At 63.3% G+C, this 26,414-nt stretch carries 33 protein-coding genes, 1 tRNA gene and 1 pseudogene; 26 read left to right on the top strand and 9 right to left on the bottom strand.

What is annotated here, in order from left to right:
- The first annotated feature begins 2 nt into the window (after positions 1 to 2).
- Entirely contained in the window at positions 3 to 2,123 is a 2,121-nt protein-coding gene (locus I3J27_RS21690) for a sodium-translocating pyrophosphatase (protein ID WP_270160466.1), read from the top strand.
- A gap of 111 nt (positions 2,124 to 2,234) precedes the next feature.
- Here the strand turns inward: I3J27_RS21690 and I3J27_RS21685 are convergent.
- From I3J27_RS21685 to I3J27_RS21670, 4 genes and pseudogenes are all read right to left on the bottom strand, one after another.
- Positions 2,235 to 2,651, bottom strand: a pseudogene (locus I3J27_RS21685) (carboxymuconolactone decarboxylase family protein).
- Positions 2,590 to 3,018: a MerR family transcriptional regulator gene (locus I3J27_RS21680; RefSeq protein ID WP_212432257.1), complete on the bottom strand. Its 429-nt coding sequence runs from the start codon at positions 3,016 to 3,018 to the stop codon at positions 2,590 to 2,592. The pseudogene I3J27_RS21685 and the gene I3J27_RS21680 overlap by 62 nt, the downstream one beginning before the upstream one ends.
- A gap of 233 nt (positions 3,019 to 3,251) precedes the next feature.
- Positions 3,252 to 4,253: a Bug family tripartite tricarboxylate transporter substrate binding protein gene (locus I3J27_RS21675; RefSeq protein WP_270160465.1), complete on the bottom strand. Its 1,002-nt coding sequence runs from the start codon at positions 4,251 to 4,253 to the stop codon at positions 3,252 to 3,254.
- 97 nt (positions 4,254 to 4,350) lie between these two features.
- A complete protein-coding gene (locus tag I3J27_RS21670) occupies positions 4,351 to 4,836 on the bottom strand; it encodes an outer membrane protein assembly factor BamE (protein ID WP_270160464.1) in 486 nt (161 codons plus the stop codon).
- A 98-nt stretch (positions 4,837 to 4,934) separates the two neighbouring features.
- Between I3J27_RS21670 and I3J27_RS21665 the strand changes: the two genes are divergently transcribed.
- The 11 genes from I3J27_RS21665 to I3J27_RS21620 all read left to right on the top strand — a co-directional run bounded on the left by I3J27_RS21665 (position 4,935) and on the right by I3J27_RS21620 (position 11,943).
- Positions 4,935 to 5,498: a ubiquinol-cytochrome C chaperone family protein gene (locus I3J27_RS21665; RefSeq protein ID WP_270160463.1), complete on the top strand. Its 564-nt coding sequence runs from the start codon at positions 4,935 to 4,937 to the stop codon at positions 5,496 to 5,498.
- Positions 5,495 to 6,076 (top strand): YceD family protein, encoded by a 582-nt coding sequence (locus I3J27_RS21660; RefSeq protein WP_270160462.1) that lies wholly within the window; start codon positions 5,495 to 5,497, stop codon positions 6,074 to 6,076. The genes I3J27_RS21665 and I3J27_RS21660 overlap by 4 nt, the downstream gene beginning before the upstream one ends.
- A gap of 298 nt (positions 6,077 to 6,374) precedes the next feature.
- Entirely contained in the window at positions 6,375 to 7,436 is a 1,062-nt protein-coding gene (gene plsX, locus I3J27_RS21655) for a phosphate acyltransferase PlsX (RefSeq protein ID WP_270160461.1), read from the top strand.
- Complete coding sequence (locus I3J27_RS21650) at positions 7,433 to 8,413, top strand: beta-ketoacyl-ACP synthase III (RefSeq protein ID WP_270160460.1); 981 nt, start codon at positions 7,433 to 7,435, stop codon at positions 8,411 to 8,413. The genes plsX and I3J27_RS21650 overlap by 4 nt, the downstream gene beginning before the upstream one ends.
- Before the next feature lie 132 nt (positions 8,414 to 8,545).
- The gene (locus I3J27_RS21645) at positions 8,546 to 8,887 is read left to right on the top strand and encodes an integration host factor subunit alpha (RefSeq protein WP_270160459.1); all 342 of its coding nucleotides are present in this window, start codon (positions 8,546 to 8,548) and stop codon (positions 8,885 to 8,887) included.
- 24 nt (positions 8,888 to 8,911) lie between these two features.
- A complete protein-coding gene (locus tag I3J27_RS21640) occupies positions 8,912 to 9,487 on the top strand; it encodes a MerR family transcriptional regulator (protein WP_270160458.1) in 576 nt (191 codons plus the stop codon).
- A 109-nt stretch (positions 9,488 to 9,596) separates the two neighbouring features.
- Positions 9,597 to 9,674, top strand: a tRNA-Pro gene (locus tag I3J27_RS21635).
- A 264-nt stretch (positions 9,675 to 9,938) separates the two neighbouring features.
- A complete protein-coding gene (locus I3J27_RS21630) occupies positions 9,939 to 10,460 on the top strand; it encodes a hypothetical protein (protein WP_270160457.1) in 522 nt (173 codons plus the stop codon).
- A gap of 19 nt (positions 10,461 to 10,479) precedes the next feature.
- Positions 10,480 to 10,770, top strand: a complete 291-nt coding sequence (locus tag I3J27_RS21625; protein WP_270160456.1) for a helix-turn-helix domain-containing protein — start codon at positions 10,480 to 10,482, stop codon at positions 10,768 to 10,770.
- On the top strand, positions 10,770 to 11,258 hold the full coding sequence (locus I3J27_RS39325; RefSeq protein ID WP_441465370.1) for a DUF6941 family protein: 489 nt from the start codon (positions 10,770 to 10,772) through the stop codon (positions 11,256 to 11,258). The genes I3J27_RS21625 and I3J27_RS39325 overlap by 1 nt, the downstream gene beginning before the upstream one ends.
- Before the next feature lie 118 nt (positions 11,259 to 11,376).
- The gene (locus I3J27_RS21620) at positions 11,377 to 11,943 is read left to right on the top strand and encodes a hypothetical protein (protein ID WP_270160455.1); all 567 of its coding nucleotides are present in this window, start codon (positions 11,377 to 11,379) and stop codon (positions 11,941 to 11,943) included.
- Here I3J27_RS21620 and I3J27_RS21615 read toward each other — a convergent pair.
- From I3J27_RS21615 to I3J27_RS21600, 4 genes are all read right to left on the bottom strand, one after another.
- Entirely contained in the window at positions 11,940 to 13,067 is a 1,128-nt protein-coding gene (locus I3J27_RS21615) for a tyrosine-type recombinase/integrase (RefSeq protein ID WP_270160454.1), read from the bottom strand. The genes I3J27_RS21620 and I3J27_RS21615 overlap by 4 nt on opposite strands.
- A 222-nt stretch (positions 13,068 to 13,289) precedes the next feature.
- A complete protein-coding gene (locus tag I3J27_RS21610; RefSeq protein WP_270160453.1) occupies positions 13,290 to 13,616 on the bottom strand; it encodes a hypothetical protein in 327 nt (108 codons plus the stop codon).
- Complete coding sequence (locus tag I3J27_RS21605) at positions 13,613 to 14,098, bottom strand: phospholipase (RefSeq protein WP_270160452.1); 486 nt, start codon at positions 14,096 to 14,098, stop codon at positions 13,613 to 13,615. Before I3J27_RS21605 ends, I3J27_RS21610 begins: the two co-directional genes overlap by 4 nt.
- A 98-nt stretch (positions 14,099 to 14,196) precedes the next feature.
- Positions 14,197 to 15,042: a S24 family peptidase gene (locus I3J27_RS21600; protein ID WP_270160451.1), complete on the bottom strand. Its 846-nt coding sequence runs from the start codon at positions 15,040 to 15,042 to the stop codon at positions 14,197 to 14,199.
- A gap of 125 nt (positions 15,043 to 15,167) precedes the next feature.
- Between I3J27_RS21600 and I3J27_RS21595 the strand changes: the two genes are divergently transcribed.
- The 9 genes from I3J27_RS21595 to I3J27_RS21555 are packed head-to-tail and all read left to right on the top strand — an operon-like array spanning position 15,168 to position 19,655.
- Complete coding sequence (locus tag I3J27_RS21595; protein ID WP_270160450.1) at positions 15,168 to 15,560, top strand: hypothetical protein; 393 nt, start codon at positions 15,168 to 15,170, stop codon at positions 15,558 to 15,560.
- Positions 15,557 to 15,724 (top strand): hypothetical protein, encoded by a 168-nt coding sequence (locus I3J27_RS21590; protein WP_270160449.1) that lies wholly within the window; start codon positions 15,557 to 15,559, stop codon positions 15,722 to 15,724. Before I3J27_RS21595 ends, I3J27_RS21590 begins: the two co-directional genes overlap by 4 nt.
- Positions 15,721 to 15,966 carry a hypothetical protein gene (locus tag I3J27_RS21585; RefSeq protein ID WP_270160448.1) on the top strand — a complete coding sequence of 82 codons (246 nt, stop codon included), beginning with the start codon at positions 15,721 to 15,723 and terminating at the stop codon, positions 15,964 to 15,966. The genes I3J27_RS21590 and I3J27_RS21585 overlap by 4 nt, the downstream gene beginning before the upstream one ends.
- Entirely contained in the window at positions 15,963 to 16,232 is a 270-nt protein-coding gene (locus I3J27_RS21580; protein WP_270160447.1) for a DUF2312 domain-containing protein, read from the top strand. Before I3J27_RS21585 ends, I3J27_RS21580 begins: the two co-directional genes overlap by 4 nt.
- Positions 16,232 to 16,735 carry an HNH endonuclease family protein gene (locus I3J27_RS21575; protein ID WP_270160446.1) on the top strand — a complete coding sequence of 168 codons (504 nt, stop codon included), beginning with the start codon at positions 16,232 to 16,234 and terminating at the stop codon, positions 16,733 to 16,735. The genes I3J27_RS21580 and I3J27_RS21575 overlap by 1 nt, the downstream gene beginning before the upstream one ends.
- Complete coding sequence (locus I3J27_RS21570; RefSeq protein ID WP_270160445.1) at positions 16,728 to 18,665, top strand: methyltransferase-A70 family protein; 1,938 nt, start codon at positions 16,728 to 16,730, stop codon at positions 18,663 to 18,665. Before I3J27_RS21575 ends, I3J27_RS21570 begins: the two co-directional genes overlap by 8 nt.
- Positions 18,662 to 19,192, top strand: a complete 531-nt coding sequence (locus I3J27_RS21565) for an HD domain-containing protein (protein ID WP_270160444.1) — start codon at positions 18,662 to 18,664, stop codon at positions 19,190 to 19,192. Before I3J27_RS21570 ends, I3J27_RS21565 begins: the two co-directional genes overlap by 4 nt.
- Positions 19,189 to 19,428, top strand: a complete 240-nt coding sequence (locus I3J27_RS21560) for a hypothetical protein (RefSeq protein ID WP_270160443.1) — start codon at positions 19,189 to 19,191, stop codon at positions 19,426 to 19,428. Before I3J27_RS21565 ends, I3J27_RS21560 begins: the two co-directional genes overlap by 4 nt.
- A gap of 14 nt (positions 19,429 to 19,442) precedes the next feature.
- Positions 19,443 to 19,655, top strand: a complete 213-nt coding sequence (locus tag I3J27_RS21555; RefSeq protein WP_270160442.1) for a cytochrome C — start codon at positions 19,443 to 19,445, stop codon at positions 19,653 to 19,655.
- Positions 19,656 to 19,663: 8 nt separating this feature from the next.
- Here I3J27_RS21555 and I3J27_RS21550 read toward each other — a convergent pair whose 3' ends face one another.
- On the bottom strand, positions 19,664 to 20,272 hold the full coding sequence (locus I3J27_RS21550) for a hypothetical protein (RefSeq protein WP_270160441.1): 609 nt from the start codon (positions 20,270 to 20,272) through the stop codon (positions 19,664 to 19,666).
- 116 nt (positions 20,273 to 20,388) lie between these two features.
- On the opposite strand from I3J27_RS21550, the gene I3J27_RS21545 reads away from it, so the two are divergent.
- The 5 genes from I3J27_RS21545 to I3J27_RS21525 all read left to right on the top strand — a co-directional run bounded on the left by I3J27_RS21545 (position 20,389) and on the right by I3J27_RS21525 (position 26,413).
- Positions 20,389 to 21,549, top strand: a complete 1,161-nt coding sequence (locus I3J27_RS21545; protein ID WP_270160440.1) for a helix-turn-helix domain-containing protein — start codon at positions 20,389 to 20,391, stop codon at positions 21,547 to 21,549.
- Positions 21,546 to 22,133: a transcription termination/antitermination protein NusG gene (gene nusG / locus I3J27_RS21540; protein WP_270160439.1), complete on the top strand. Its 588-nt coding sequence runs from the start codon at positions 21,546 to 21,548 to the stop codon at positions 22,131 to 22,133. Before I3J27_RS21545 ends, nusG begins: the two co-directional genes overlap by 4 nt.
- Before the next feature lie 361 nt (positions 22,134 to 22,494).
- Complete coding sequence (locus I3J27_RS21535) at positions 22,495 to 23,835, top strand: site-specific DNA-methyltransferase (RefSeq protein ID WP_270160438.1); 1,341 nt, start codon at positions 22,495 to 22,497, stop codon at positions 23,833 to 23,835.
- A 5-nt stretch (positions 23,836 to 23,840) separates the two neighbouring features.
- Positions 23,841 to 24,437: a helix-turn-helix transcriptional regulator gene (locus tag I3J27_RS21530; protein ID WP_270160437.1), complete on the top strand. Its 597-nt coding sequence runs from the start codon at positions 23,841 to 23,843 to the stop codon at positions 24,435 to 24,437.
- Positions 24,434 to 26,413, top strand: coding sequence for a phage terminase large subunit family protein (locus tag I3J27_RS21525; RefSeq protein WP_270160436.1), 1,980 nt, complete (start codon positions 24,434 to 24,436; stop codon positions 26,411 to 26,413). The genes I3J27_RS21530 and I3J27_RS21525 overlap by 4 nt, the downstream gene beginning before the upstream one ends.
- The last annotated feature ends 1 nt before the right edge of the window (position 26,414 follow it).

The raw sequence follows: 26,414 nt of genomic DNA, 5'->3' as shown, positions 1-26,414 counted from the left end.
ACATGACAGCATTATGGTTGATAGTGCTCTGCGGAGTGCTTTCCGTCGTCTACGCGATTTGGGCGACGTCTTCGGTGTTGAGTGCAGATGCGGGGTCACCGCGCATGCAGGAAATTGCAGGCGCGGTCGCTGAAGGCGCACAGGCGTATCTGCGGCGCCAGTACACCACGATCGGTATCGTCGGCATCGTCATCTTCGTGCTGCTGGTCTATTTCCTTGGTATCTACGTCGCCATCGGCTTCTTGATCGGCGCCGTCCTGTCGGGGGCGGCCGGCTTCATCGGCATGAACGTCTCGGTCCGCGCCAATGTGCGCACCGCGCAGGCGGCGACGACGTCGCTGGCCGGCGGCCTCGAGCTCGCCTTCAAGGCGGGCGCCATCACCGGCATGCTGGTGGCGGGTCTCGCGCTGCTCGGCGTGACGCTCTATTTCGGCTTCCTGGTTCATTCGCTGAAGCTCGCGCCCGACAGCCGCCTTGTGGTCGACGCCCTGGTGGCGCTCGGCTTCGGCGCTTCGCTGATCTCGATCTTCGCCCGTCTCGGCGGCGGCATCTTCACCAAGGGTGCGGACGTCGGCGGCGACCTCGTCGGCAAGGTCGAGGCCGGTATTCCAGAGGACGATCCGCGCAACCCCGCGACCATCGCCGACAACGTCGGTGACAACGTGGGCGATTGCGCCGGCATGGCCGCCGACCTGTTCGAGACCTATGCCGTGACCGCGGTCGCCACCATGGTGCTGGCGGCGATCTTCTTCGCCAAGACGCCGATCCTCTCCGACATGATGACGCTGCCACTCGCGATCGGCGGCGTCTGCATCATCACCTCGATCATCGGCACCTTCTTCGTGAAGCTCGGGCCGAGCCAGTCGATCATGGGCGCGCTCTACAAGGGCCTGATCGCAACCGGCATCCTGTCGCTGATCGGCATCGCCGGCGTGATCTACTATCTGATCGGCTTCGGCAAGCTCGCCGGCGTCGACTACACCGGCATGGCGCTGTTCGAATGCGGCGTGGTTGGCCTCGTCGTCACCGCGCTGATCATCTGGATCACCGAATACTACACCGGCACCGACTATCGTCCGGTGAAGTCGATCGCTCAGGCCTCGGTCACCGGTCACGGCACCAACGTGATCCAGGGTCTTGCCGTCTCGATGGAAGCGACCGCGCTGCCCGCGATCGTCATCATCGCCGGCATCCTGGTCACCTACAGCCTCGCCGGCCTGTTCGGCATCGCGATCGCGACGGCCACCATGCTGGCGCTGGCCGGCATGGTCGTTGCGCTCGACGCCTTCGGCCCGGTGACCGACAACGCCGGTGGCATCGCCGAAATGGCGGGCCTGCCGAAGGAGGTGCGCAAATCGACCGACGCGCTCGACGCGGTCGGCAACACCACCAAGGCGGTGACGAAGGGCTACGCGATCGGCTCCGCCGGTCTCGGCGCCCTCGTGCTGTTCGCAGCCTACAACCAGGACCTCAAGTTCTTCGTTGCGGACAGCGCGCACCATCCCTACTTCGCCGGCGTCAATCCGGACTTCTCGCTCAACAATCCCTACGTGGTTGTCGGCCTGCTGTTCGGCGGCCTGCTGCCGTATCTGTTCGGCGCGATGGGCATGACGGCGGTCGGCCGTGCGGCCGGCGCGATCGTCGAGGAGGTGCGCCGGCAGTTCCGCGAGAAGCCGGGCATCATGCAGGGCACCGACAAGCCTGATTACGGCAAGGCGGTCGACCTGCTGACCCGTGCGGCGATCAAGGAGATGATCATCCCCTCGCTGCTCCCGGTGCTGTCGCCGATCGTGGTCTACTTCCTGATCTACGCCATCGCGGGCGGCGGCGTGGCTGGCAAGTCGGCGGCGTTCTCCGCGGTCGGCGCCATGCTGCTCGGCGTGATCGTGACGGGCCTGTTCGTCGCGATCTCGATGACCTCGGGCGGCGGTGCCTGGGACAACGCCAAGAAGTACATCGAGGACGGTCATTTCGGCGGCAAGGGCTCTGATGCCCACAAGTCTGCCGTGACCGGCGACACAGTCGGCGATCCCTACAAGGACACGGCCGGCCCCGCGGTCAACCCGATGATCAAGATCACCAACATCGTGGCGCTGTTGCTGCTGGCGATCCTGGCGCACTGAGCGGCGCAGACGAGACAAGACAAAACAAAACCCCGCGGCGCGAGCCGCGGGGCTTCTTGTCAGGGCAGCGCAGTCCGGCTGCACGACAAAACAGGATTCGACGGTCGAGCTTCAGGCTTTCGGCGCCGATCCGTCCTCGGCTCTTTGCGCAAATACCTCCTTCGCTGCGAACAGGCCGTTGAGGGCAGCCGGGAAGCCGGCATAGACGGCCATCTGCATGAGGATCTCGATAATCTCCTCTCGGCCGAGCCCGACATTCAGACCTGCCTCGATATGCACCTTGAGCTGAGGTGTGGCGTTCCCCATGGCCGTGAGCGCTGCGATCGTTGCGATTTCGCGCGAACGGAGGTCGAGCCCGGGCCGTGACTAGATGTCACCAAATGGAAATTCGAGTATGTAGGTGGCGAAGTCTGGGGCGATGTCACCCAGCGCCGCCACGACCTTATGGCCGGCCTCTCCGTCGATCTCAGCGAGTGCGCGGCGACCGCGCTCCAACCGGCTTTCGCCGGCGTTCGGGAAGTGTTGCATCATAATCTTTCATCCTCTGTTCCGTTTCGGCATAACCGCCGATCTTGGTGTCGAGGACGAGAAGACAGGCATTCAGTTCGTCGACGTGGGCACGCACGCTTTCACGGTGCCGCTCCAGCAGCGCGCGCCGCTCGGCTTCGGTGCCGCTGCCTCGGTCCCGGAGTTCCGCGTAAAGCAGCATGTCCCGGATCGGCATGCCAGTCGTCTTCAGTCGGCCGAGAAACTCGATCCACACCAGGATCGAGGCATCGTAGTCACGTCGGCTGGATCGATCTCGGTCGGCGTAAGGCAACAGTCCGATCCGCTCGTAGTAGCGGATCGTATGGGCAGTCAGTCCGGAACGCTTCGCGAGTTCGCCGATCTTCATGCCTGTTTCTCATCACGACGCGCGGAAACTACGAGTTCGAGCGCACTCTAAGTCAAGAGACATTTGGGCCTGCCGATGCGAACTTTGGCCGTCGGCTACGCAGCCGTGCCGGCGAGCTGGCTGATCGGGACAATAAGCAAGCAGGCCCCCGTCGGGGCGATTGGGAGCGACGTTGTACGCATGTTCGGTCGATACGTGCGGTCAAGCCGTTCGGCGCGCCACGACCGGGCGAGCTACTGCACGTCCATCTGGAGCCCTTCCTTCTGGATGATGCCGGCGAACTTCTTCGTCTCGGCATCCACGAAGGCGGCGAACTGCTGCGGGGTGCCGTAGTCGGCGCGGGCGCCCATGGCGGTGATCTGTTTCTTGATGTCGTCGCGCTCCAGCATCGCCTTGACCTGGAGATTGAGCGCGTTGAGCACTTCGGGTGAGACCCCCTTCGGCAGGAACACCGAGAACCAGGACGAGACGTCGAAACCCGCCAGCTCCGGCGCGCTCTCGCGCATGGTCGGCAGGTTCGGCGCAAGCTCGCTGCGCTCGGGCGTGGTGACGCAGAGACCGTTGAGCGTGCCGTTCTGCACCTGCGGCAGGCTCGGATAGAGATTGTCGAACAGGATCTGGATGTCGCCGGCGAGCGCGGCCTGGAGCGCAGGACCTGCACCGCGGAACGGGATGTGCGTCATCTTCAGCCCGGTCAGCTGGAGGAACCAGGCGCCGGTGAGATGCGGGCTCTGGCCGACGCCGGAGGAGGCGTAGCTGAGCTTGTCCGGATTGGCCTTCAGATACGCGATCAGCTCGGCGACCGATTTGATGCCGGTCTTCGGATGCGCCGAGACGATGTTCGGGATCCGGATCATGTTGGTAACCGGCTGAAGCTGGTCCGGCTTGTAGGTGAGGTTCTTGAAGATGCTGTAGGCGATCGCATTCGGACCGGGATTGCCGATCAGGATGGTATGGCCATCGGGTTTTGAGCGGACCACTTCGGCGGTGCCGATGGTGCCGCCGCCACCGGAGCGGTTTTCCACGACGGCCGACTGGCCCCAGGCGGTTTGCAGATGCGCGGCCAGCAGCCGGCCCATCACATCGGTCGAGCCGCCGGCCGCAGCCGGCACGACAAGGCGGACGTTCTCGGTGGGCTTCCAGTCCGCCAGGCTCGATCGCGGCAGGATCGCTGCGGCCGAGAGACCGGCAACGCCCGTGAGCACGCGGCGGCGGGACAACAATTTATTGGACACGAATCCACTCCCTGCGTCTTGTTTTGCAGGGGAGCGTAGGGAACCCGATGCGCAACGGCAAGCCGTACGAGACGGCACGACGCCGCAGGCTGAAGGCTCAGTTAAAGCTGAGCAGCTTGAAGATCGGCGTGAGGTAGCTCATCTCCTGGCCCGACGTCGGCGTCGTCCGGCTGATGAAGTCGAAGATCTTGCCGTCCTGGAGGCCGTAATTCGCAAGCCTGCGCACGCGCCGGTTCTTGTCGAAATAGACGGCGATGACGCGCTGATCGACCACCTTCTGGTTCATGAAGGCGACGACGCGTTCCGAGCGCTGCGAGATGTAGTAAAACACCTCACCGTCGAGGGTCGCGACCGTGGAGGGCGTGCCCATCACGATCAGCACCTGGTCCTGGCTCGCGCCGATCGGAATCTGCTCGAGCGCGCCGGGCGGCAGGATGTAACCCTTCTGGAATTGCTCGCCGGTGCAGCCCGCAAGGGCGCCGCCGACCAGGGCCACGGCCGCGAGCATGCGCAGGCCGCGCCAGCGTGCAGAAAGGCCGCGCTGCTTGCCTGCGCGCTGGCTGGTCCTAATCGTTATCGTCATAGCGGAACTGATTCCGTCCCCTTGCGTCGCGCGAGGCGCTGAAGTACCGGGCGGAGGCTGCAATTGCAACACGCGCATGCCCGCTTGCGGAACCCACAATGGTTTGGCCGTTCAATCACTTCAGGAAACCCCGGCAAGCCCCGCGCGGCACCATTGAAGCCATCTATGGCATGATCGTGACGCAGGCGCGAGAACCCATGTTTTACCGCCACTTGGGCGTCCCCGATACGGTTAACGGGCGTTTCGACCTGTTGCTGCTCCATCTCTGGCTGCTGCTGCGCCGCCTGCGCACGGTTCAGGGCGCCACGGAGCTGTCGCAGGCGCTGTTCGACCGCTTTTGCGAGGACATGGACGACAATCTGCGCGAGATGGGGATCGGCGACCAGACCGTGCCGAAGCGGATGCGGGCCTTTGGCGAGGCCTTTTACGGCCGCGTCCAAGCCTATGATCAGGCCTATGACCAAGCCATTGAAGGCGGCGGCGAAGCTCTGGCAGAGGCCATCTGCAAGAATATCTTGAATGGGACCGGCCTGGACCAGGCGCGGCAGCTTGCGGCCTACGCCCGGGCCACCGAGGCCGATCTCGGCCGGACCGACGAGGCTGCGCTGCTGGCTGCGTCCTTCAGGTTTCCCCCAGCGCTCACGCAGGACATCACGCCATGAGCCGACCGAACGCCGAATCCAGGCCCGATCCCTGGCGATCCCCAGTCATCGTCGCGCAGATTCCCGACACCGGCCTGCATCGCAAGCTCGAGGCCTCGGCGGCCGAGCGGCAGGCCATGGCCGAGCTCGCGGGCGTGCGGGAGGTGCTCTCTGCCCACGCCGACCTTGACGTCGTGCCGAAAAGCGGCGGCCGGATCCAGGTCACGGGCCGCGTCCGCGCCCGGATTGGTCAGATCTGCGTCGTCACGCTCGATCCGATCGAGAACGAGATCGAGGAGGAGGTGGACCTGATGTTCGCGCCGGAGGCCGAGGCGCGTCGGCTGGCCGACCTGATCGAGGAGGGGCAGGACGAGGCGGAGCCGCCGGAGGTCGTCGATCCGCCCGAGGCGATCGTTGGTGGCATCATCGACCTCGGCCGTCTCGCGACCGATGCGCTGTTCCTGGCGATCGATCCCTATCCCCGTAAGGAGGGGGCCGTGTTCGAGGCCGAAGTCACCGCCCTCGATCCGGAGGACCATCCGTTTGCGGCGCTGAAGGTGCTTCAGGGCAAGAAGCAGGACAAGAAGAAAGGCAAATAGCCCGGCAATCCCCGTAAGAACGCCTTGCCGGGCGGGGCGAGGTGCCTGCCGATGTGGTTTGGGATTCGTTCTTATCTATTTGATTTCAATCTATTTCATTTGAATTTTCAGGTCCGCCCCCGGATCGCCCCGCATGCAAAAGGCTGGGGGCAAGAGGTTGTTTCGGGATAACAAAACGCTATTGTCGCGCCCCGGTCGGGGTGCAGCGTGGCGCCTGGCCGGTCGCCATGTCCATGGCGAACCCATTTTGCGGCCCCGCTCACTCAAGACCGCACCAGACCAGGTTTCCAGGACTTTTATGCCAAGCAAGGTTCGTATCGCGCTTGACGCCATGGGGGGCGATGTCGGCGCTGCCGTGGTCATTCCAGGCGCCGCCATCTCGCTTCAAAGGCATCGCGAGATCGAGTTTCTGCTGGTCGGGGACCGCGCCAGGATCGAGCCCGAGCTCGACAAGCATCCCGCCCTCAAGGCCGCCTCGAAGATCATCCATACCGACGTCGCCGTCAGCGGCTCGGACAAGCCGAGCCAGGCGCTGCGGCGCGGCCGCAAGACCTCCTCGATGTGGCTGGCCATCGACGCCGTGAAGCAGGGCGAGGCGGATGTTGCGGTCTCCGCCGGCAATACCGGTGCGCTGATGGCGATGTCGCGTTTCCACCTGCGCACGCTGCCGGGCATCGACCGTCCGGCGATCACGGGGATATGGCCGAACAAGCGCGGCGAATCCGTCGTGCTCGACCTCGGCGCCACCATCGGCGGTGACGCGCACCATCTGGTGTCGCTCGCGCTCATGGGTGCCGCGATGGCAAGCGTGCTGTTCGACAAGAAGCGCCCCACGGTCGGCCTGCTCAATATCGGGGCCGAGGAGATCAAGGGGCACGAGGAAATCCGCGAGGCCAGCGAGATCCTGCGCGCGAGGAACCTGCCCGAGCTCGACTATATCGGCTTCGTCGAGGGCGACGGCATCGGCAAGGGGCTGGCCGACGTCATCGTCACCGAAGGGTTCAGCGGCAACATCGCGCTCAAGGCCGCCGAGGGAACCGCGCGTCAGATGGCGGATTTACTCCGTGACGAGATGCAGCGGAGCTGGCTGTCCAAGCTCGGCTATCTCTTCGCGCGTAGCGCGTTCCAGGCCCTGCGCGCCAAGATGGACCCGAACAAGTCCAATGGCGGCGTGTTCCTGGGCCTGAAGGGACTGGTGGTCAAGAGCCACGGCGGAACCAGCGCCGAAGGCTTTGCCTATGCGATCGATGTTGGCTATGAGATGGCTCACTACGATCTCCTGAACAAGATCAATCAGATGCTCAACCGCGAGGGTGGTGCACTCAATTCCGTGCAGCCCGCGCCGGAGGATGTTTCGTGACTCAAATTCGTTCGGTCGTGCTCGGCTGCGGCTCTTATCTGCCGGAGCAGGTGGTGACCAACGCCCAATTGGCGGCGCGCATCGACACGTCCGACGAGTGGATCGTGCAGCGCACCGGCATTCGCGAGCGGCACATTGCCGCCGAAGGCGAGTTCACCTCGCATCTGGCGATCAAGGCGGCGCAGGCTGCGCTCACCGATGCCGGCGTGGACGCGCAGTCGATCGAGCTGATCGTGCTGGCAACCTCGACGCCCGACAACACCTTTCCCGCGACCGCGGTCGCCGTGCAGAACGCGCTCGGCATCAACCACGGCGCGGCCTTCGACCTTCAGGCGGTGTGCTCGGGCTTCGTGTTCGCGCTCGCCACCGCCGACAATTTCCTGCGCACCGGCGCCTACAAGCGCGCGCTGGTGATCGGCGCCGAGACCTTCTCGCGCATCCTCGACTGGAACGACCGCGGCACCTGCGTGCTGTTCGGCGACGGCGCCGGCGCGGTCGTGCTGGAGGCGCAGGAACAGCCGGGCAAGGCTGCGACCGACCGCGGCATCGTCACCACGCATCTGCGCTCCGACGGCCGCCACAAGGCAAAGCTGTTCGTCGACGGCGGGCCGTCCTCGACCCAGACCGTCGGCCATCTGCGCATGGAGGGCCGCGAGGTCTTCAAGCACGCGGTCGGCATGATCACCGACGTCATCGTCGATGCCTTCGCGGCGACCGGGCTCAATGCCGACAGCATCGACTGGTTCGTGCCGCACCAGGCCAACAAGCGAATCATCGATGCTTCCGCGCACAAGCTCCACATCGCGGCGGAGAAGGTGGTGCTGACGGTGGACCGTCATGGCAACACCTCGGCGGCCTCGATCCCGCTGGCGCTCTCGGTGGCGCGCAAGGACGGCCGCATCAAGCGCGGCGACTTGGTCCTGCTGGAAGCCATGGGCGGCGGCTTCACCTGGGGCTCCGCGCTCGTGCGCTGGTAGAGCCACAGTCGATAAAATTTTGCGAATCAGCGCTGATTATCGATGCGTCTGCATTGATGAGCGCTGTTGACCGCAGTATCGTAAGCTCCTAATTTCAGACAACAATTGTTCGCCGTGATGTGGGGCAGGGCGATGACCGATCAAAGTAAAACCGTAACGCGTGTCGATCTCTGCGAAGCCGTCTACCAGAAGGTGGGCTTGTCGCGCACGGAATCCTCTGCGTTCGTGGAACTCGTGCTGAAGGAGATCACCGACTGCCTCGAAAAGGGCGAGACGGTGAAATTGTCCTCGTTCGGCTCCTTCATGGTCCGCAAGAAGGGTCAGCGCATCGGCCGTAACCCGAAGACCGGCACCGAGGTGCCGATCTCGCCGCGCCGGGTCATGGTGTTCAAGCCGTCGGCGATCCTGAAGCAGCGGATCAACGCCCAGCATCGCACCAACGGTGACGCCAGCAAGGCTCCACAAGAGGCATAACGCCTTCCGCAAAGGATTTGGCATTTGGACAAGGCGCCGGATGCGTTCCGAACCATCAGCGAAGTAGCGCAGGAACTCGACATTCCGCAGCACGTGCTGCGGTTCTGGGAGACCCGATTCTCCCAGATCAAGCCGATGAAGCGCAGCGGCGGCCGCCGCTATTACCGTCCCGACGACGTCGACCTGCTCAAGGGCATCCGCCGTCTCCTCTACGGGGAGGGCTACACCATCCGCGGGGTGCAGCGGATCCTGAAGGAGCACGGCGTCAAATCGGTGCAGGGCCTCGCTGACGGCGCGGCCGCGGTCTCGTTCGGTGCCATCGAGGACGCTATCGGCGCGAGCCTGATGGAGCCCGACGACGAGGCGCCCATCAAGGGCATCACCGATGCCGACGATGACGATTACCAGGGCGACGAGGCGGAAGGCATCGACTTCCGCTTCACCGAGGTCGACGACGAGGACATCCTCACCACCTTCCGCAAGGGCGGCACCTCCGCGCCCGCCGGCCCCAGCGCGCTGGACCGGGAGCGGCTCGGGCGGGCGCTCGCCGACCTCGTTGCCTGCCGGGAAATGCTGGATCAGGCGCTGAACGACGGGTAGGGCGCTTTTCGCGAGCTTTGCGGGCGGTTCCGGGGCTTTGGACGGGGACACCATAATGGTGCGGCCTCGTCTTGCGCATCGCGCCGATCCTAGCTAATGGAACGACGTTCGGAGCGTGGCGCAGCCCGGTTAGCGCACTAGTCTGGGAGACTAGGGGTCGGAGGTTCAAATCCTCTCGCTCCGACCAAATTCAGCAATAATTTCAAAGCCAATCTCGGGCGGCCGGTTTACATCGGACCGCCCGTTTACATTTGGTTTACATTTCCGTTCTGTGGGCGTTCCTCTATTCAGGTGCATCGTGAGTAAGCGCCGGGGGATTCGCGCGCGTGTCACCCGGATTGGGCCTTAGTGGGCACGTTGCCCTTTCAGGGGTTGTTCCCTCATCTCAAGTAGCAATAATGTGACATTTCGACTCGGTGCTAACCATTGCGGATTAGAGTTGTTGACTTAAATGGCAACAGTCTTAGAGTTGGATCATGCGCAGCTTCTTTTCAAGCTTGACCCGCAGCTGGAGCCGCAGGAACAGGAGTGGCGATGCATTTACCTATCCCCGCGCCTTTGCACCTGGATCGTGGACGCACTGCCCACCCTTGAGGCGAGGTGGGAATCCGAGATCGATTGCGTTCAGCAACTGGACGCCTTCGTTGAGGTATATTGTTCCGGCGAAAGGCTTAACCTGCCAGAGCACCTGCATCCAATTGCGCATGTCAAAGATGGAATTTGGGTTCTCAAAACGCCTGATCTTCGCATCTTTGGCTGGTTCCACGCCAAAGACTGCTTCATTGGTTGGCGCGCCGAACATGCTGACTACGTCAAAGAACATAACCTGTATTACGGATTGGCCGGAGAGACGGCTAATTTCCGAGACCGACTAGATCTGAACGAGCCGAAATTTATCCCCGGAGAAGACCCCAATGCCGTCGTTTCAAATTACTCTCAGTCCAAGCAAGCGCGCGGCGGGCCGGTTCGTTAATAACGTTCGGCGCAAGCTCTTGTCGGCTCTATCGGAAGAGTCGCAAAAAAGAGGTCTAACTCAAACCGACATCGCGCGCGAAATTGGCGTGCATCGCTCTGTAATCAACAGAGAGTTGCGCGGGCAGAAGGATATCACGCTTGGCCGCGTCGCCGAGTTAGCTTCGAGCATGGGGCGGATCGCGGTTATTGAATTCCCGGAGCGCATACGTTCGGAAGGTCAGAACATTGAGGCCAAGATTGATTATTCCCTAAATGAAGAGGGATTATTGGCCGATCCTGCATCTGAATTCGATCTTGAAGCAGCCTGATGCGTGGACTAAGGGCGTTCGCTTTCTTCTGCGAAGATGTCCGTCGCGAGAACGGCGGAAGGGAAACGCTAATCGGGATATTGCCGGACACCGTTCAGGTCCCGAGGTTTCCCTGGGTCGTGCGCAGGATTACAATTCACTTCCGTATTAGGATTCAAGCCGATTTCGATTGCGATAGAGCCGTCATGATCGATGTTGAAAGTGAAAATGCTGATATTGAAGCAGTTAAGCGTGAGCCAGCTCCCATGGAACTCGTCCGCAGAACCGTCGAGCGGGCGAGAAACAGGGGCTTGCCATACGGCACTTTGATTGGCCGAGTTGAAATGAATGAGCCACTGGAATTTCCGCAACCGGCGAAGTTGACCGTCGTCTTAAAATGCGGAGATGAGAAGGAAGAATGTGGGCTTCTGAATATAGTGGAGAGGACAACTCCCGGCCCCTCTGACCAGTCTTCCGGGCAGCCTCACCCCAGCGCTCCAGCTTCATAGGGGCTTACTTAGATGGGGCGATCAACCAGCCGGTTAACCGCCCCCTATACTGTGTGACTCGCACAAAGCCCGCGCGCAAGGCGATGGAAAGTCAATCGCGGGCGACTGGGTAGTGGCTATGTCCTGGTTTGTTTCCGACCCCATGAAGTACCGGCACGCGTTAATCGAAATACCCAAGCAACGGGACCGGGGGGCGGCAATTGTGGCGACCTCGGTTCTTGAAGAACATCTTCTCGAAGCCATCCAATCGAAGCTGGATCGACATGATCCAGTAGAGAAGAAGGTTTTCAGCGGTTATGGCCCTCTGGCGACGTTTTCGTCGCGCATAGACATGGGACTTTTGCTCGGACTTTATTCAGTCGGACACCACAAAAGGATGCACCTGATTCGACGCATCAGAAATAATTTTGCGCACAGCATGCATCCCATCTCATTCAAATCTCAGAGTGCAGATTGTTCGAAGTTAGTCAGTAGCCGCACGTATCGAGAGATGAACAAGGTATTCGACGCAATCACAACGCCAGAGCAGCCGCAAATACGGCTCTCGATGTTTCGCAGCAGCACCAACCCACGGACGCAGTTTCTCCGAGGGGTGCAGCTGGCCTGCATGGTCTTGTGCATTCAGATAATTTTGAATAAGCGGGATAAAGGACAGGAGGTATCCGGCAAGTTGTCTCAGGTTTAGCGGCGACCTAAAGGCACCTTTGTCACTTTGTCCCTGTAATTCTCAAGCTTTTTAATCGCATTCGCGGCCAGCACACCGCGTCGGGCAAGGTACAGGTCGATCACCTTCTGCGCCTTGTCGACACTCCAGCACAGCGCCTCCGCGATCTCCGGCGCCGTCGCGCCAGCCTCGGCAAGCAGCGTCGCGGCTGTGCCGCGGTTGTCGTGAAAGTTGAGATCGGCGGTTTTGACGAGGTCTGGATCTGCGGCAATCGGCTCGGCATTGAGCGTGTCGACCTTGTCACAGTCCTCGCGCCAGTGCTCATTGAAGTACCGCTTGCTGTAGGCCTTGCCGGTTTGCGTCAACATCACCAAGGCGCCGACCTTCGCCTCTTTGAGTGCATCCAAGTGGGCCTTGAGCTCGCGTGTTGCCGGGATCCAGAGCAGCTTGCCGGTCTTAGTTGACCGGATCTCCACGCGCTCTCCGTCGTACCGATTCCAAGCAAACTTGCGGACGTCACTCGCGCGCATCGCAGTATTTCGAACCAGCACCATCGCGGTCACCATCGCCGGCCGCGCGGTCCGCATGAACTGCTGCTGCAATTCTTCCGGCCAGGTGAGCTCCGATCGGTGGCTCTTGTAGAGCCGCGCGAAGGTGTCGAGCGGGTTGAACTTGATGACAGCCTTTTCTTTCGCGAATGAAAGCACACGAGCGAGCGCCGCGACCAGGTTGTCAGCCGATCGCGGCGAAGCCTTGCCGAGCTCGTTGTGCCAGGCGAGGGCATCCTTCCGAAACTCAAGCGCGTCGTCAGCATCGTTGAAAGCAGCGATCGGGCAGGTGCCCCAGCGCACCTCTAGCCGCTTCAATTTCCATACGTACTGCTTGCGGCTTTCCTCGCTGAGCCCGTCGAAATAAGCAGATTGATCGAAGTGCCGAATGAGCTGCATGAAGGTGCCTTCGCCCTTCGTGCGCATTTTCCTTTCGGCATCAGCGTAGGTCTCGGCAAGCCTCGTTTCGTCGAGTGGGAGGCCGGTCGCGCGATGGTAGAGATAGACCTTGATAGAGCCGTCCGCCTGGCGCTTCTTGACCCGATGAACGCCCTTCAGCTTGAGGGGCTTGTTAGGCAGCCTCGGTCTTCCGCGCATGCTGGGCCTTCCAGCGCTGATAAGGGGTAAGCTCGGCCTCCAAGTCTGTCACAAGACCGGAAGAACAGTCCAGCGAACGATCAAGAGCTTTCCGATCCCAGCGGTTGGTACCTGGGATAGGGCCCGGAACGATGCCCTTAGCTCGCCAACGGTCGAAAGCGGCGAGGGTGTTGCAGCCGCAATATTCGGCGGCTTCCTGCTTCGTGAGGCAACGCTTTTCTGTCATAAGGGCGGCTTCTGCTTCAGCTGCAGCCGTCCCCCTACGATTTCCGCGCGGCCGCTGGCGATCAAGCGGGTGACAACGCTATCGCGTATCCGCCGCGTGCCGAACCGCCAGCCGCCGCGCGTCGCCTGCTCAAAGGGGCTGAGTTTGAGCAGGCTTAGATGTGCGTACAGATGGGCAGGAAGCGGCTGGCGTAGTCCAGCTGCCTCGCTCTTGATCGCGCTTCGTTCTCGATTCCTGGAAACGTTCTGCCCATTTTTGGAAAGACTTTGCCCGACGTTCTGACTTGACAGAACAGGTTGTGGCGGCCGCCCCAATTCGCTCATGCGGCCACTCCGTTCTGCTTGGAATAGGCCAGTGTTCGTGCCGCGTCGGCATGCTCGAAGATCTGCGACTTGCGCCATCCCATCCGCACGAGGTCCGGCAAAGCCGCGCCTTCGTTGCGGGTAGTGATGGTGATGAAGTCGTCCGCGAGCTGGGCTATCGCTGCCGGCCCCTCAAGTCCGGCCCTAGCTCCAGGCATGGCCTGGGGGGCGATGAGGCCGGCCACGCGCTCGCGTTCGGCTTGAGCGGCCTCCTGAGCCGCTGCGGCGTCCTGGCGGGCCTTACGGGCCGCGAGCAGGGCGTCCAAAGTGCCTTGGCGGTTGATCCGCTTCCCGCGCATCACGGGCGCTGTGCGAGGGCAGCCTTTGGCGCGAACGTCTGCGAAGTGCCCCTCGGCCGGCAATCGACAGAAGCCATGGAGCCGCAGCTGCGCGGCGAAATCAGAGGCGGTTAGGTCGGTAGCGGGCAAAATGCGGCGCGACACAGCTGTCTCCCGAAGGTGTTTCACGGGAAACAATATGGTCGGAAAAACCCGACGGTCAACAACAAAATCGGGAATATCCGACCGTCTGTTAGGCTGGCTTAAAGGTCGAGGATGGTCCGTTTCACCCGGCCGATTACTTCGAGATCACGCTTTCGCTTGAAAAAGATTGGCTTGTTAATGGGATTGGTCGAATGCGGCGCCAGGAACGGGGTGTCTCCACCCTGCCACATCTTGTAGGTTGTCTGGCCACCAACGGCGAATACATAGCATTTCCCGTTGAGGAGAGTGCGGTCCGATTTGTTTATGACGATGATCGACCCCTCTGGAGAAAAGCGATCCATGGAATCGCCCTCAACCCTCAATGCGAAAAACTCACCGCGGCCGAGATCAGCAAATGCCAATAGTGGCACACGATCAACAGGTACCTGCGATGCCGGGCTAGAAAGCCGACCGGCAGTCACATTGTCAAGAAGGGGCACCATCGCAATTTTGGGGGCGGGTGCGTTTGAGACGCGTGGTCGCGCATCGAGCAAGTCTTCGATTGACCATTTGAGCGCGCGCGCGACAAGGGGTTGCTTCGCGGATGAAAAAGACTTCTTTCGTCCAGCTAGATAGTCGCTGAGGTAATTGCGCTCCAGGCCAGGGACGGCCTGGGCAGCCTCAATCGGGCCCAGCCGCAGCTCTGCGAGCCTGCTCTTAATTCGTTGACGTAGCTCATCATTTTCCATGCGCGGAATTATCCGACGCCGATCTGCTGAATTCCAATCGGATGATCCCGACATTTCAATTGGACGAATCGGAAATTCCCGACTAACCGTCGAGCCATGGAGCAGCAGCTGATTCGAAACCTGGTCGCCGTTGCGAGTGCCTTTAGGCTTTCTAGGCCGCTCGCTCTTCCGACGCTCGGCCGTAGGGCGGCCGGGGATTGGCGCTTCTTCGATCATCTGCAGGATGGCTCGAAGACCTTCACGGCGCGGAAGTATGACCAGGTCATGGGCTGGTTCTCCGACAACTGGCCCGAGGGTGCGGTTTGGCCGGAGGGCCTTTCGCGTCCCGAGCGGGTGGCCTCATGAGCCCCATTCGCACGCAACAGTCAAAGCAGTGCCCCGATCAACCGATCGGCAAAGACCGATCGCCTGATCGCTGGTTTCTGCCTATCGCGCTGACATTCCGGAAGAACTTCCCGAAGAAAACCGCCGAGGTTCTGGCTGACATTGCGGGTCTCCGCGACGTCCGCCCGGCCGAGTTGTGGCTCGACGGCAGCCGGGCGCCCAGCGGTGAGGCGCTCGCCCGCATGATCGCTTCAGCCCATGGCGACCTCGTCATTCGCGCGCTCACCCACGGGTCGGGGCAGGCCTGGGTCAAACGCCATCGCCGCATCGAAAACCTCGCCGCTGCGCGCGCGGAGGTCGAGGCAGCGCAGCGTCGTCTTGCCGAAGCCGAAAGGGGGATTGAGCCGTGACCGACCTTGCTGCTCGCGTTGCAGATCCGGACGATCTGCGCTTCCTGGTGATGTTCGCTGCCGTGCTGATGGTCGGCGCCGGCCTGGCCGTCGCGGCCGGTGCGCAGCCGTTCCTGCATCGCATCGACCGCGGTTTCGGCTTCCGCTGGGTCAAGCGCCAATGAAGTCCGCTCGCGCCATCCTGTTCGGGCTCGACCGGCGCGTGATCGTTGGCGCCGTCCGCGTCGTCATCGCCGACGATGCGCCGAAGGTCATTCTCTACGACGGCGATCCGTTTCTGCCGATGCAGGTGCCGCCCGGCTGGGACGCCAAGGCCGTGCTCGCTTACGGGCAGGAGCGGCCGTATCGCGCCGACGCGGGCCTGCTAGAGGCGGCTGGCGTCTCGCAAAGCGAGGGGGCGTCGTGAGCAAGGTCACCCACATTGCCGCGAAGCGCGCCGAGCAGATCGCGAAGGATCAGCTCAAGTCGATCATAGAGCGCATCGAGCGGCTCCTCGAGGAGAAGAAAGCCATCTCCGACGACGTCCGCGATGTCTACGCGGAAGCGAAAGGCAATGGCTACGATACCGGCGCCCTCAAGGCGATCATCAAGATGCGCCAGCAGGACCCGATCGAGCGTCAGGCCTTCGAGACCATCCTCGAAACCTACATGCACGCGCTGGGGATGCTGTGATGATGCAGGCTCCCATCGTCACCACCGATGCACGCGAGGTCGCTTTCGACGTCTCCGGCCTGCCGGATCTGACCGGTACGCCATGGGCGCGGATCTGGTTGTCGTCGCGCGAGCCGGTGTGGACGCTGGTCGATGCCGACGACGTCACCTGGCTGATGCAATGGCATTGGAACGTCTGGCATGCCGGCAAGAACCGCGGCGACAGCTGGATGCTCTACGCCAAGCGCAACACCGGCGTGCGCCGCGACACGTTGCGCATGCATCGCGAGCTGTCGATCAAGGATGAGCCAAGCCTCGACGAGGCGTTCCTGCGTGCGCACGTCGTCGACCATATCAACGGCCAGACGCTGGACAACCGCAAGGCCAACCGGCGCTGGCTGACGAAACCCCACAACGCCGTCATTCGCCGTCCGCGCGGCACAGCGCCGACGTTGGATGAGATCGTGCGCGATCTGCTCGCGGGCCTACCGGCGCGGTCGATGCAGGAGATTCCCTTTGACTGAGCTGGTCCGATACGAGGCGGCGCGGCGCGCCCTGGCCGAGGCGGTCGCGGTCGACGAGGTCAAGGCGATCCATGACCACGCCGAGGCCTTGCGGCATGCGGCGAGGATTGCTGGGGACAAGCAGCTGGAGATCCAGGCCGCGCAGATCCGTTTCCGGGCGCAGCGCCGGTTCGGGGAGCTGATGGAGCAGCAGCACGCCGCCGGAAAGGTGGCGAGGGGCGGGCGGCCGCGGTCGGAAAAAACCTCTGACGAGTTGTCAGGGGTTTCCGGCGAGCCGGAGGAGTTGCCGGAGATCACGCTGCGCGACATCGGCGTGACGCATCGCTTCTCCTCGCAGGCCCAAAAGCTCGCTGCGCTGCCGCCGGAGAAGTTCGAAGCCCTGGTCGAGCGGCACGCGGAGGAGATGCTGTCCGGCAAAGGCCGGGTCGCCATGGACCTGCTTAAGATCGGCGCCGAGGAGGATGGCCGCGTTCATCGCCGCGATCTCGCCTCGGCGCTGTCCTCGGCCTCGGCGATGGCGCCTTCCGGCCGGCTTTACCCGGCGGGCTATGGCGATCCGCCGTGGAAGCGCCAAGGCGGCATCGGCAACCGCGCCTATGAGAACCACTACCCGACCATGCCCTGGCCGGAGATCCTCGATTATCTCAAGCGGGCCGGCGAGGCGCTGCTGCCCGACGCCTGGTTCTGGATGTGGATTCCGCGGGCGCATCTGCTCGCGAAAATCCCGGTCAAGACCGAGGTGATGCTGGCGGATGGCGAGGGCGTGCTCGCGACCGTCGACCTGCCGCTCGCCTATGCCTGCATGCTCGCGCTCGGCATGGACAGCTACTCGACCTGCTACGTCTGGACCAAGACCGACGAGGAACATCCCGACGTCTCCGGCTCCGGCCTCTTGGTGTGGGACCAGGACGAGCTGCTGCTGCAGTTCAAGCGCGGCAAGGGCCTGCCGAAACCGGATGCGTCCGAAAAGTTCGGCTCCAACCATCGCGAGCGACCGCGCGAGCACTCGCGAAAACCCGACCACTACCGCAACATGATCGCGACCATGGTCGGTAAGGACAGCGACGGCGCGCCGCTGCCCGTGCTCGAGCTGTTCGCCCGCGTCGACGCCGAGCATCCGCTGCCGGAAAATTGGGATGCATGGGGCAATCAGGCCGGCGTCGCGCTGACAAGCGCGATCTCCACCCCGACCGATGCGGCGCCTTCGCCGTCATCGCACGGTCTCCCGGAGCCCTCCGGTGAGGACGAGACGGCCGCGGCGGATGCAACATCGCAAGGGGCCAGCGCCGCTGCGGCCGTCGAGGCCCCGTACAATGCCGACGACGTCGTCACCATCGACCAGCTCGCCGGCTCCGAATGGCTGGCGCCGTCTGCTCCCTCGGCCGATGACCTGGCCGCCGAGGCGCAGGCCCTGACCGGGCTGCAGCAGCTCAAGATCCTGTCCGACTTCTGCCACGCGCGCCGCGATCTCGCGCCCGTCATCGGCCCGCTCTATGTCGACCGCGGCCTGTCCTACGTCTCGAACGAGCAATGGCAGCTGCGCGGCGCGGGCTGGGACCGGCTTCGCGAGCTGGAGGCCGCCACGGCCAGGCCCGTTGCGCCTGCCATTCTGACCGAGCCCTACCGCGCGCCGCAGCCGAGCCTGTTCGATGTCGCGCGGCAACTCGACGACGCGCCGCCGGCGGAGGTGGTCGACGGCGTTCTGCAGACGCGCCTCCCGGTCGATGCCGACGAACTCGCCGAGCAGCTCGCGCTGCTCGCGATCGATGCGGGCGAGCAGGTCGACGGCGAGATGGCCCGCCACCTGGTCGGCCGCGACCTGCTGATCGCGAGCACCAGGCAACTCAAGATCACCGAGCGCGGCCGGGCCTTCCTGGCGCAGTTGGTCGCTCCGGCATCCGTTCAACAGCAGGGGGAAATCGCACGATGAAGCTCGCCGGATGGATTCAAACCTACACAGGCAAGAAGTTCTGGCCGCTCGATCCGCGGCCAGAGGACGTCGACATCGAGGACATCGCGCACGCGCTTGCGATGCAGTGCCGGTTTGGCGGCCATTGCCTTCGGTTCTATTCGAACGCCGAGCATTCCGTGCTGGTCTCGCGCCACTGCGGCGACGATGCGCTCGCCGGACTGCTGCACGACGGCAGCGAGGCGTATCTGCTCGACATGCTGTCGCCCATCAAGCAGTTCATGCCGGATTACAAGGCGGCAGAGAAGCGCTGCCAGGCAGCCGTTTATCGCGCGTTTGGTCTCCCTGAGGCGACGCCACCATCCGTCAAGCAGGCCGATCGGCGCGCCTTGCGGACCGAACGGCTGCAGATCATGCGGGATATCGGTGAGCCCTGGGTCATCGACAATGAGCAGCCGCTCGGTGGCGAGCTGGTCGGGTGGGCACCGCTGCACGCCCGCGGACTTTTCCTGCAGCGCTTTGCCGAGCTGACGCAGGCGGCTGCATGATCACCATCAGCATCAATGTCGCTGTCGGCGCCAGCTCCATCGTGATGTTTGCCGGCTTCATGCTCGGCTACGCGATCGCCTGGCGCCAGCGCCGCAGCGGGCCGCGCATCACCTTCGATCCCGTCAACAACGCGCTCGCCTGCGACATGCCGATGACGCCGGACGAATTGGACCGGCTGCGCGATGAAGTCGCGATGTGGAGCATCAAGCCGACCAGGGTAGGGCAGCATCTGTGACTGGGGGCTGCGCGATGAAGCACAGTTGGAGCGAAAAGACCCGCCAGCCGAACGGCGACAGCCGCAAGATCTGCACGCGTGAGGGCTGCGAGATCGTCTGCGTGTCGTGCCATCGCATCGACGATCACGGGCGGCAGGATCATTTCAGGGAATGGTGGCGCGGCAGCGAAAAAATCCAGATCGGCGGCAACACGCCGGTCTGTGAAGTGGTCGAGGTGCCGGCATGAGCGTATCGCTAGCTATTTTGCAAGCGCTCTATCTCAGGCTTTATGACCTCGAGCACCTGTTTAGCGTTTGTGGCGAACTCGTGAGCTGCGGTCCAGTACCTGCCATTCAGGTCAGGCGTCGCATGCCCCGCCTGGCGTCCCTCCGCGTCACAAGACCTGAGAATCTTATCGGCGTTTCGGGCACGCGCGACTGCAATGATGCAGGGCGTTGGAATGCGATCAAGATGCTTCCATGCTTCGTCAAGTTCGGAAACGTCACATTCCCAATAGAGTGTTTTATCCCAATCCACCTTCATTTGCCTCATGGATGGCGAATTGAGATTTTGGCGCAAGATCAAGGCCAACGACGCTGCCGATTCGAGTTGCGTGCGGAGCCGCAAGAAAAGAGCGAGGTCGATACTTCGTTGTGTCCGGCTGTCGATGCTTCGGTCGAAGTTGACTTTGGCCATGACGCCTCGATAGGCGATCGCCGCGGCCGTCAGGGCGACCGCTGCGGCGAACATGGGCTGAAAATCCTTGACGAAGTCATAGAGCGAGTGGGCGGTCAGTGCAGCGCTGGATGTGTCTGGCATCGCACACCGAATGTCGAGGCGCGTCGTTGCTGACGCGTCGATCATACTCGCAACCCTCGCATCAGGTGGCAAGCCCGCCATGATGACGGGCGCGATAGCAAAACCTCGTCCAGTGCCAGTTGTTTAGCGCGTCCAGTTGACTCCATTTCTGAAAGCATCACGTGTCCAATCCTCGTCTGTCGATTATTCCCGCGGGGGCGGTGACTGATCGCTCGCTCGAGCCGCGCGACCTGCAAACGCTGTGTTTGCTCGGCCGTCATATCGATCGTGCCGGCTGGTGCACGCGCAGCCAGGTCCGCATGGCGGCCGAACTCGGCTGCGGCCGCGCCACGCTGCAGCGCTCGCTCGACCGCCTGTATGAAGCAGGCTGGGTGGAGAAGCGGCGCCGCGACCATTGGCGGCCGGAGGATTCGGCACCTTCGTCGAGCTATGCGTATCGCGTAAAGCTCGACCGCGACGATTTCGACCTCAAGAGCCTTGCGCGCGAGCCCGACGACGTCGACGACGAGAGCCATGCAGAAAACGCGGAAGTGCCGGAAATCGGGGAGGGGGTGCCCGCTGGTGGGCAGGGGTGCCCGCCCATGGGCAGGGGTGCCCACACATACGCGGGCACGGGTGCCCACACATACGCGGGCACCAATAACGACCCTTTAGAACGACCCCTTAAAACGATTGAGAGAGACGCGGGCGCGCGCGCGAGAGATCGCAAGGAGCGCTTCAAGGCTGAGTTCCGCAAGCGATGGCCGACCGCGGCTGTCGACGATCGTCAGCGCACCGACTATGCCGCCGATGCACTCTCGGCCGAGGAGGAGAAAGCGGCGCTCGACGGCATCGATCCGTTCCTCGAAGAGCTGAAGCGACAGGGCCGCAAGTCCGTGCCGGCGGGCTGGCGCTATCTCGAGGAGAAGCGCTGGACGCTGTTGAAGCAGGGCGAAGGGGCTGCCGAGGGCGGTCCTGCTGTGAGACCGCAGATCGAGCTGGGCAGCGTCGAGCATAGCGCGCTTGAGGTGCTCTACGCGGTCGCGCGGATGCGGCCGCTCGAGAGCAAGGGCCGGGTGATCTATTCCGGCATGATGACGCCGCAGCTGCTCGCCTTCGCGCAGGCGCCGGCGCGCGATGCCTGGCTGTGGATCGATGACAGGCAGCAGCTCGCCGCCTGGCAGGCGTTCCTGGCAAAGCACGTGTTCGGGGGCAGACCCGCGCTGTTGCAGCAGCGCGGCGACAAGTCCGGTTTCTACGTGCCGTTCGACTGGCCTCCGCGCGTCGACGGCACGCTCTCCGCATCACACGACGAACCATCACAGGCAGGGGGAGACGAATGAACATGCAGCTGCAACGGGGGGAATTGCTCGCGGCCGAGCCTGTGCCGAGTTGCTGGTATCTGCTCGACGTCTATCCGGGCCGCGAGTCCACGGTCATGCGGTGGTTCGGCTACTACGGCCTTTCCGGCTGGTATCCGATCGAGGTTAGGCACGTGAACCGCTCGACGGGAGCAGCTGCGCGCAGGCCGCATCTTGGCCGTCGTATCGTTCGACCGCTTGTGCCAGGTTTGATCTTCGTGCCGTCCACCGAGACGAGCGACCAGATGCTGTCGTTCCCCGGTGTCGATGGTTTTCATCGCATTGGCGAGTGCCTCGCGCAGCTGTCTCCTGGCGATATGGCGACGTTGCGCGGTATCGAGGCCTACCTCAACACGCCGCGCTCGCAACGTGGTCATCGCGGCAAGCTGAAGGTCGGCGAGGCCATCAGGGTGGTGGATGGTCCGTTCTCATCATTCGTCGGCAGGGTGGCACGGCTTGACTCAAGGGGGCGACTCACTGTTCTCATCGACGCGTTCAAGCGCAGCGTCTCGCTCCAAATGGATGAGATGCAGATCGAACCGATCGCCAGTACGCCACGCGGCTGAGGTTGTTCGATGTCAGGCTCAACAGCCAGATGCGCAGCACCTGATTCCAGGTAGACGCGCGAAGCGTAAGACAGACCAGCCCGGCCATCGCGCCGGGCTTTCGCATATCTAGGGTGTGCGGCAGTTCGGAGATGCGCTGCCGCTGCCCTCCTTGGGCGTTTCCTCCCTAGACTTGCACGGGGCGGGGTCGAGCGATCGGCCTCGCCCCTTTTTTATTTGGGTCGATGGGTCCCTCTGGCGTTTCAAACTCGCCCGCGGGTAATTCGGACCGCGCCGTTTCGCTAGCCGGAGGGGTCCAAAACTTAGGTTAACACGGTTAACGCGGTTAACACCTCGCAGTTAACAGAGGGGTGTTTTTCCGTTGGACCAGCTAGAACGCAGCCGCTTCGAATATCGCCAGCTCGGCACCATCGTGCCGTTCGAGGGCAATGCGCGGATGCATTCTCCCGAGCAGGTCGCGAAGATCGTCGCCTCGATCAAGGCGTTCGGCTTCAACGCGCCGATCTTGGTCGATCCGGAGGGAATGATCGTCGCCGGCCATGGTCGGTTGGCGGCCGCGAAACTGCTCGGCCTGTCCGAGGTGCCCGTCCTAGTCCTGCCGGCGATGTCGGAGGCGAAGCGTCGAGCCTACACCATGGCCGACAACCGGATCGCCGAGGATGCGACCTGGAACGAGGACCTGCTCGCCAAGGAATTGGCGTTCCTGAAGGCCGCCGGCGTCAAGTTCGAGCTGGAGGTGGTCGGCTTCGCCACCAAGGACATCGAGCGACTGCTCAAAGGGGCCCACGGCGGCTCACCGGGGCGCACGGAGCTAGACGCGCCTTCGGAGCCGGCAAAGGTGGCCGTCTCTCGCCCCGGCGACACCTGGCTTCTCGGCGGCCATCACCGGCTGCGCTGCGGGTCGTCGACGAACCCGGAGGATGTCGCGGCGCTGCTCGCCGGCGAAAAGCCGCGCCTGATGGTGACCGATCCGCCCTACGGCGTGAACTACGACCCGTCCTGGCGCCAGGCGGCCGGCCTCAACGGCGCCGGCGCGGCGGCCGGCAAGGTGCTTAACGACGACATCGCCGATTGGACCGAGGCCTGGCGCCTGTTTCCTGGCGCTGTCGCCTACGTCTGGCATGGCGGAATGCATTCGGCGACGGTCCAGCGCTCGCTCGAGGACGCGGGCCTGAAGCTCAAAGCGCAGATCGTGTGGGTGAAGAACAAGATGGCGATCGGCCGCGGCGCCTATCATTGGAAGCACGAGCCGGCGTTCTACGTCGCCAAGGATGGTGAGGACGACAACTGGCAGAACGAGCGGTTCGAGGACGATCACGAAATCGGAAGCTATGCCGTTAAGGACAAGGCGACCGCGCAGTGGCGCGGCGGCCGCAAGCAGTCGACCGTGTGGGAGATCCCGATGGTCAAGAACGACACCGGCCACGGCACGCAGAAGCCGATCGAATGCATGCGCCGGCCAATCGTGAACAATTCGCGCGTCGGCGATGCGATCTATGAGCCCTTCGATGGCTCAGGTTCCACCATCATCGCTGCTCATGTCGCCGGTCGTCGTGCCTTTGCCATGGAGCTGAACCCGCTTTACGTCGATGTGGCCGTGAAGCGTTGGCAGGATTTTACGGGCGGCGTCGCCATCCTGGATGGCGATGGCCACACGTTTCAGGAGGTCGCTATCACGCGCGGTGTGCGCGCGGCGGCGTGATCGTGATGGACCAGTTGATGACCCAGGCTGAGTACGCGCGCCATCGGGGCGTCTCGCGGCCGGCCATCACGAAGTTGATCAGCGCCGGCAAAATTCCGGCGAGCGCGTTCAAGATCGGCGCTGACGGTAAGCGTATGATCGATCCGGCTGCGGCCGACTTTGCGCTTGGCGAGACCCGCGAGCGGATCAGGTCGGAAGAGCCGGCGGACGTCAACGATGATGTTGATCCGACCTTTGGTAGCCGCGCCGGCTCCGGTGCCGCACAGGATAGCTCGGTTCAGTATCTCACCAAGTTCCGGGCTCAAACAGAGTTCTACAGGGGGCGCACGGCCGAGCTCGAATACGAGCAGCGGGTTGGCAAGCTTCTAAAGACCGATGACGTCACGCGCTCGATGGAAAAGTGCGCGGCGGTCATCGTCCGTGAGCTGGAAGGCCTGCCGAATTTCGCCGACGACGTGGCCGCCGCGCTCGCAAGGGACGGCATCCCTGGCGTCCGCCAGGCGCTGAAGAACATGGCGCGCAACATTCGGGCGGCCCTCGAGCAGAACATGCGGATTGTGGCCGCCGAGGATGAGACCGGAAAGGAGGAAGTGACGTCATGAAAACGATTCCGCGCGCCCTCCCGATCATCGCCGGCATCTTCGCGGCCGTGTTCTCGCCGCCGGCACCGATCACGCCGTCGGCGTGGGCCAACCAGCATTTTTTCCTGCCGGACGGCGAGCGCAAGAGCCAGCTGATCGACCTGTCGCGCACGCCGCACCTGGTCGAGCCGCTCGACGCGCTCGGCCCGGACGCGCCCGACAACGAAATCGCGGTGATGAAGTCGGCGCAATCGGCCTTCACCACGCTGCTGCAGATCGCGGCCTGCCATTCGATCGACCGCGACCCCTGCGACATGATGATCGTGCAGCCGACCGACTCGGCCCTCGGCGACTTCAACTCGCAGAAGCTCGGCCGCGCGCTCGAATTGTCGCCGATCATGCGCAAGAAGGTCTTTCCGCAGACCGCGCGCGCGGGTAACGCGTCGAAAACCTACGAGAAAAAGTTCTCGCCGGACTGCTCGCTGTTCCTGTCGTTGGCGTCCTCGACTGCGGATCTGCGCTCCAAGACAATCAAGAAAGCGCTGTGCGACGAGATCGACGAATATCCGGCCGATCTGAACGACCAGGGCGACCCGCTCGACATGATCCGGGCGCGGCAAATCTCGTTCCTGCGCTCCGGCACGTGGAAGCGCGCCTATTTCTCGACGCCGACCATCAAGGGCGCCTCGTCGATCGAGTCCAAGTTCGAGGCAGGCGACCAGCGACGCTGGACGATGGTCTGCCCGCATTGCGACGACGACAATCTGCAGTTCGAGTGGTCGGAAAAGAACCGTCATTTCGAGTTCGATCCAAAGCCGCCGTACCGGGCGCGCTACATTCCGCCGTGCTGCGGCGTAGTGATCGAGGGCTGGCAAAAATTCGCGGTCTATGCGACGGGGCGCTGGGTTGCGACCGCGCCGGGCGAGGGGCGTTACAAGAGCTATCATTTCGACGCGCTGTCGTCGCCGTTCGTGCCGTGGGACGAGATCGCGAAAGAGTACGTCGCGGCCGGCGACAATCCGATCAAGCTCAAGGCGTTCTGGAATCTGACGCTGGGGCTGCCGTTCGAGCTGAAGGGCGAGGCGCCGGAGTTCGACCGGCTGCTCGCGCGCCGCGAGGACTACAAGCAGGGCCACGTTCCGGCGCGCGGCTTGCTGTTCGTGATGGGCGCGGACGTACAGCATACCGGAATCTGGGTCGAGGGTGTCGCGTTCGCCTCGAACGGCGAGTCCTGGAGCGTGGTGCACGACTTCCTCGAGGGCGACACCACCGACCACAAGGGCGGCGCCTTCGCCAAGCTCGAGAAGCTGTACGACCAGAAATTCCCGGACGCGTTCGGCGGCACCCGCCTGGTCGATTGCATGGCGATCGACGCCGGCGACGGCGGTCGCGCCAACCAGGTCTACCGGTTCTGCCGCGGCCGCGCCCGCGCCTTCGCCATCAAGGGCGTGTCGGGCTGGAGCGCGCCGGCGATCGGCACGCCGATCCAGGTCGACATCAAGCTGTCGGGCAAGAAAATCAAGAAGGGCGCCACGCTCTGGCCGGTCGGCACGTGGGCGCTCAAGGCGACGTTCTATTCCAACCTGGTCAAGGACGGCCGCCGCGCCGGCGCCGAGCAGGATCCGGACGGCTACTGCCACCACCACGCAGGCTGCGACGAGCGCTATTTCAAGCAGCAGACCGCGGAATATCTCAAGACCACGGTCCGCCGCGGCCGCACCGTCAAGGAGTGGCAGGAAACCGGGCCGAACCATCTGCTCGACTGCCGGATCTACGCGATGGCGATGGCCGAATATCTCGGCCTGTCGCGCCTGACTGCCGATCAATGGGCGGCCATCGCGAAAGAGCGCGGCGTGCCGCAGGTGCTGCAGCAGCCGGACCTGCTTGCGCCGGATGCCGTCAAGATCGCCGCCGCCGAGCCCGCGCCGGTGCGGCCGCTGCTCACCCGCAGGCCGAAAAAGCGTGGCATGACCATTCACAGCCGAGGGGTTTTCTGAC

Source organism: Bradyrhizobium xenonodulans (assembly GCF_027594865.1).
Lineage (GTDB): Bacteria > Pseudomonadota > Alphaproteobacteria > Rhizobiales > Xanthobacteraceae > Bradyrhizobium > Bradyrhizobium xenonodulans.
The sequence above is the reverse complement of the archived record's forward strand: the minus strand, read 5'-3'. Positions and strand labels throughout refer to the sequence as shown.

Coding starts and splice junctions, on each gene's coding strand:
- I3J27_RS21690 (WP_270160466.1), top strand. CDS start 3: ATGACAGCATTATGGTTGATAGTGCTCTGCGGAGTGCTTTCCGTCGTC.
- I3J27_RS21680 (WP_212432257.1), bottom strand. CDS start 3,018: ATGAAGATCGGCGAACTCGCGAAGCGTTCCGGACTGACTGCCCATACG.
- I3J27_RS21670 (WP_270160464.1), bottom strand. CDS start 4,836: ATGACGATAACGATTAGGACCAGCCAGCGCGCAGGCAAGCAGCGCGGC.
- I3J27_RS21665 (WP_270160463.1), top strand. CDS start 4,935: ATGGTTTGGCCGTTCAATCACTTCAGGAAACCCCGGCAAGCCCCGCGC.
- I3J27_RS21660 (WP_270160462.1), top strand. CDS start 5,495: ATGAGCCGACCGAACGCCGAATCCAGGCCCGATCCCTGGCGATCCCCA.
- plsX (WP_270160461.1), top strand. CDS start 6,375: ATGCCAAGCAAGGTTCGTATCGCGCTTGACGCCATGGGGGGCGATGTC.
- I3J27_RS21645 (WP_270160459.1), top strand. CDS start 8,546: ATGACCGATCAAAGTAAAACCGTAACGCGTGTCGATCTCTGCGAAGCC.
- I3J27_RS21630 (WP_270160457.1), top strand. CDS start 9,939: ATGGCAACAGTCTTAGAGTTGGATCATGCGCAGCTTCTTTTCAAGCTT.
- I3J27_RS39325 (WP_441465370.1), top strand. CDS start 10,770: ATGCGTGGACTAAGGGCGTTCGCTTTCTTCTGCGAAGATGTCCGTCGC.
- I3J27_RS21620 (WP_270160455.1), top strand. CDS start 11,377: ATGTCCTGGTTTGTTTCCGACCCCATGAAGTACCGGCACGCGTTAATC.
- I3J27_RS21615 (WP_270160454.1), bottom strand. CDS start 13,067: ATGCGCGGAAGACCGAGGCTGCCTAACAAGCCCCTCAAGCTGAAGGGC.
- I3J27_RS21610 (WP_270160453.1), bottom strand. CDS start 13,616: ATGAGCGAATTGGGGCGGCCGCCACAACCTGTTCTGTCAAGTCAGAAC.
- I3J27_RS21600 (WP_270160451.1), bottom strand. CDS start 15,042: ATGATCGAAGAAGCGCCAATCCCCGGCCGCCCTACGGCCGAGCGTCGG.
- I3J27_RS21595 (WP_270160450.1), top strand. CDS start 15,168: ATGAGCCCCATTCGCACGCAACAGTCAAAGCAGTGCCCCGATCAACCG.
- I3J27_RS21585 (WP_270160448.1), top strand. CDS start 15,721: ATGAAGTCCGCTCGCGCCATCCTGTTCGGGCTCGACCGGCGCGTGATC.
- I3J27_RS21575 (WP_270160446.1), top strand. CDS start 16,232: ATGATGCAGGCTCCCATCGTCACCACCGATGCACGCGAGGTCGCTTTC.
- I3J27_RS21565 (WP_270160444.1), top strand. CDS start 18,662: ATGAAGCTCGCCGGATGGATTCAAACCTACACAGGCAAGAAGTTCTGG.
- I3J27_RS21560 (WP_270160443.1), top strand. CDS start 19,189: ATGATCACCATCAGCATCAATGTCGCTGTCGGCGCCAGCTCCATCGTG.
- I3J27_RS21555 (WP_270160442.1), top strand. CDS start 19,443: ATGAAGCACAGTTGGAGCGAAAAGACCCGCCAGCCGAACGGCGACAGC.
- I3J27_RS21550 (WP_270160441.1), bottom strand. CDS start 20,272: ATGATCGACGCGTCAGCAACGACGCGCCTCGACATTCGGTGTGCGATG.
- nusG (WP_270160439.1), top strand. CDS start 21,546: ATGAACATGCAGCTGCAACGGGGGGAATTGCTCGCGGCCGAGCCTGTG.
- I3J27_RS21530 (WP_270160437.1), top strand. CDS start 23,841: ATGGACCAGTTGATGACCCAGGCTGAGTACGCGCGCCATCGGGGCGTC.
- I3J27_RS21525 (WP_270160436.1), top strand. CDS start 24,434: ATGAAAACGATTCCGCGCGCCCTCCCGATCATCGCCGGCATCTTCGCG.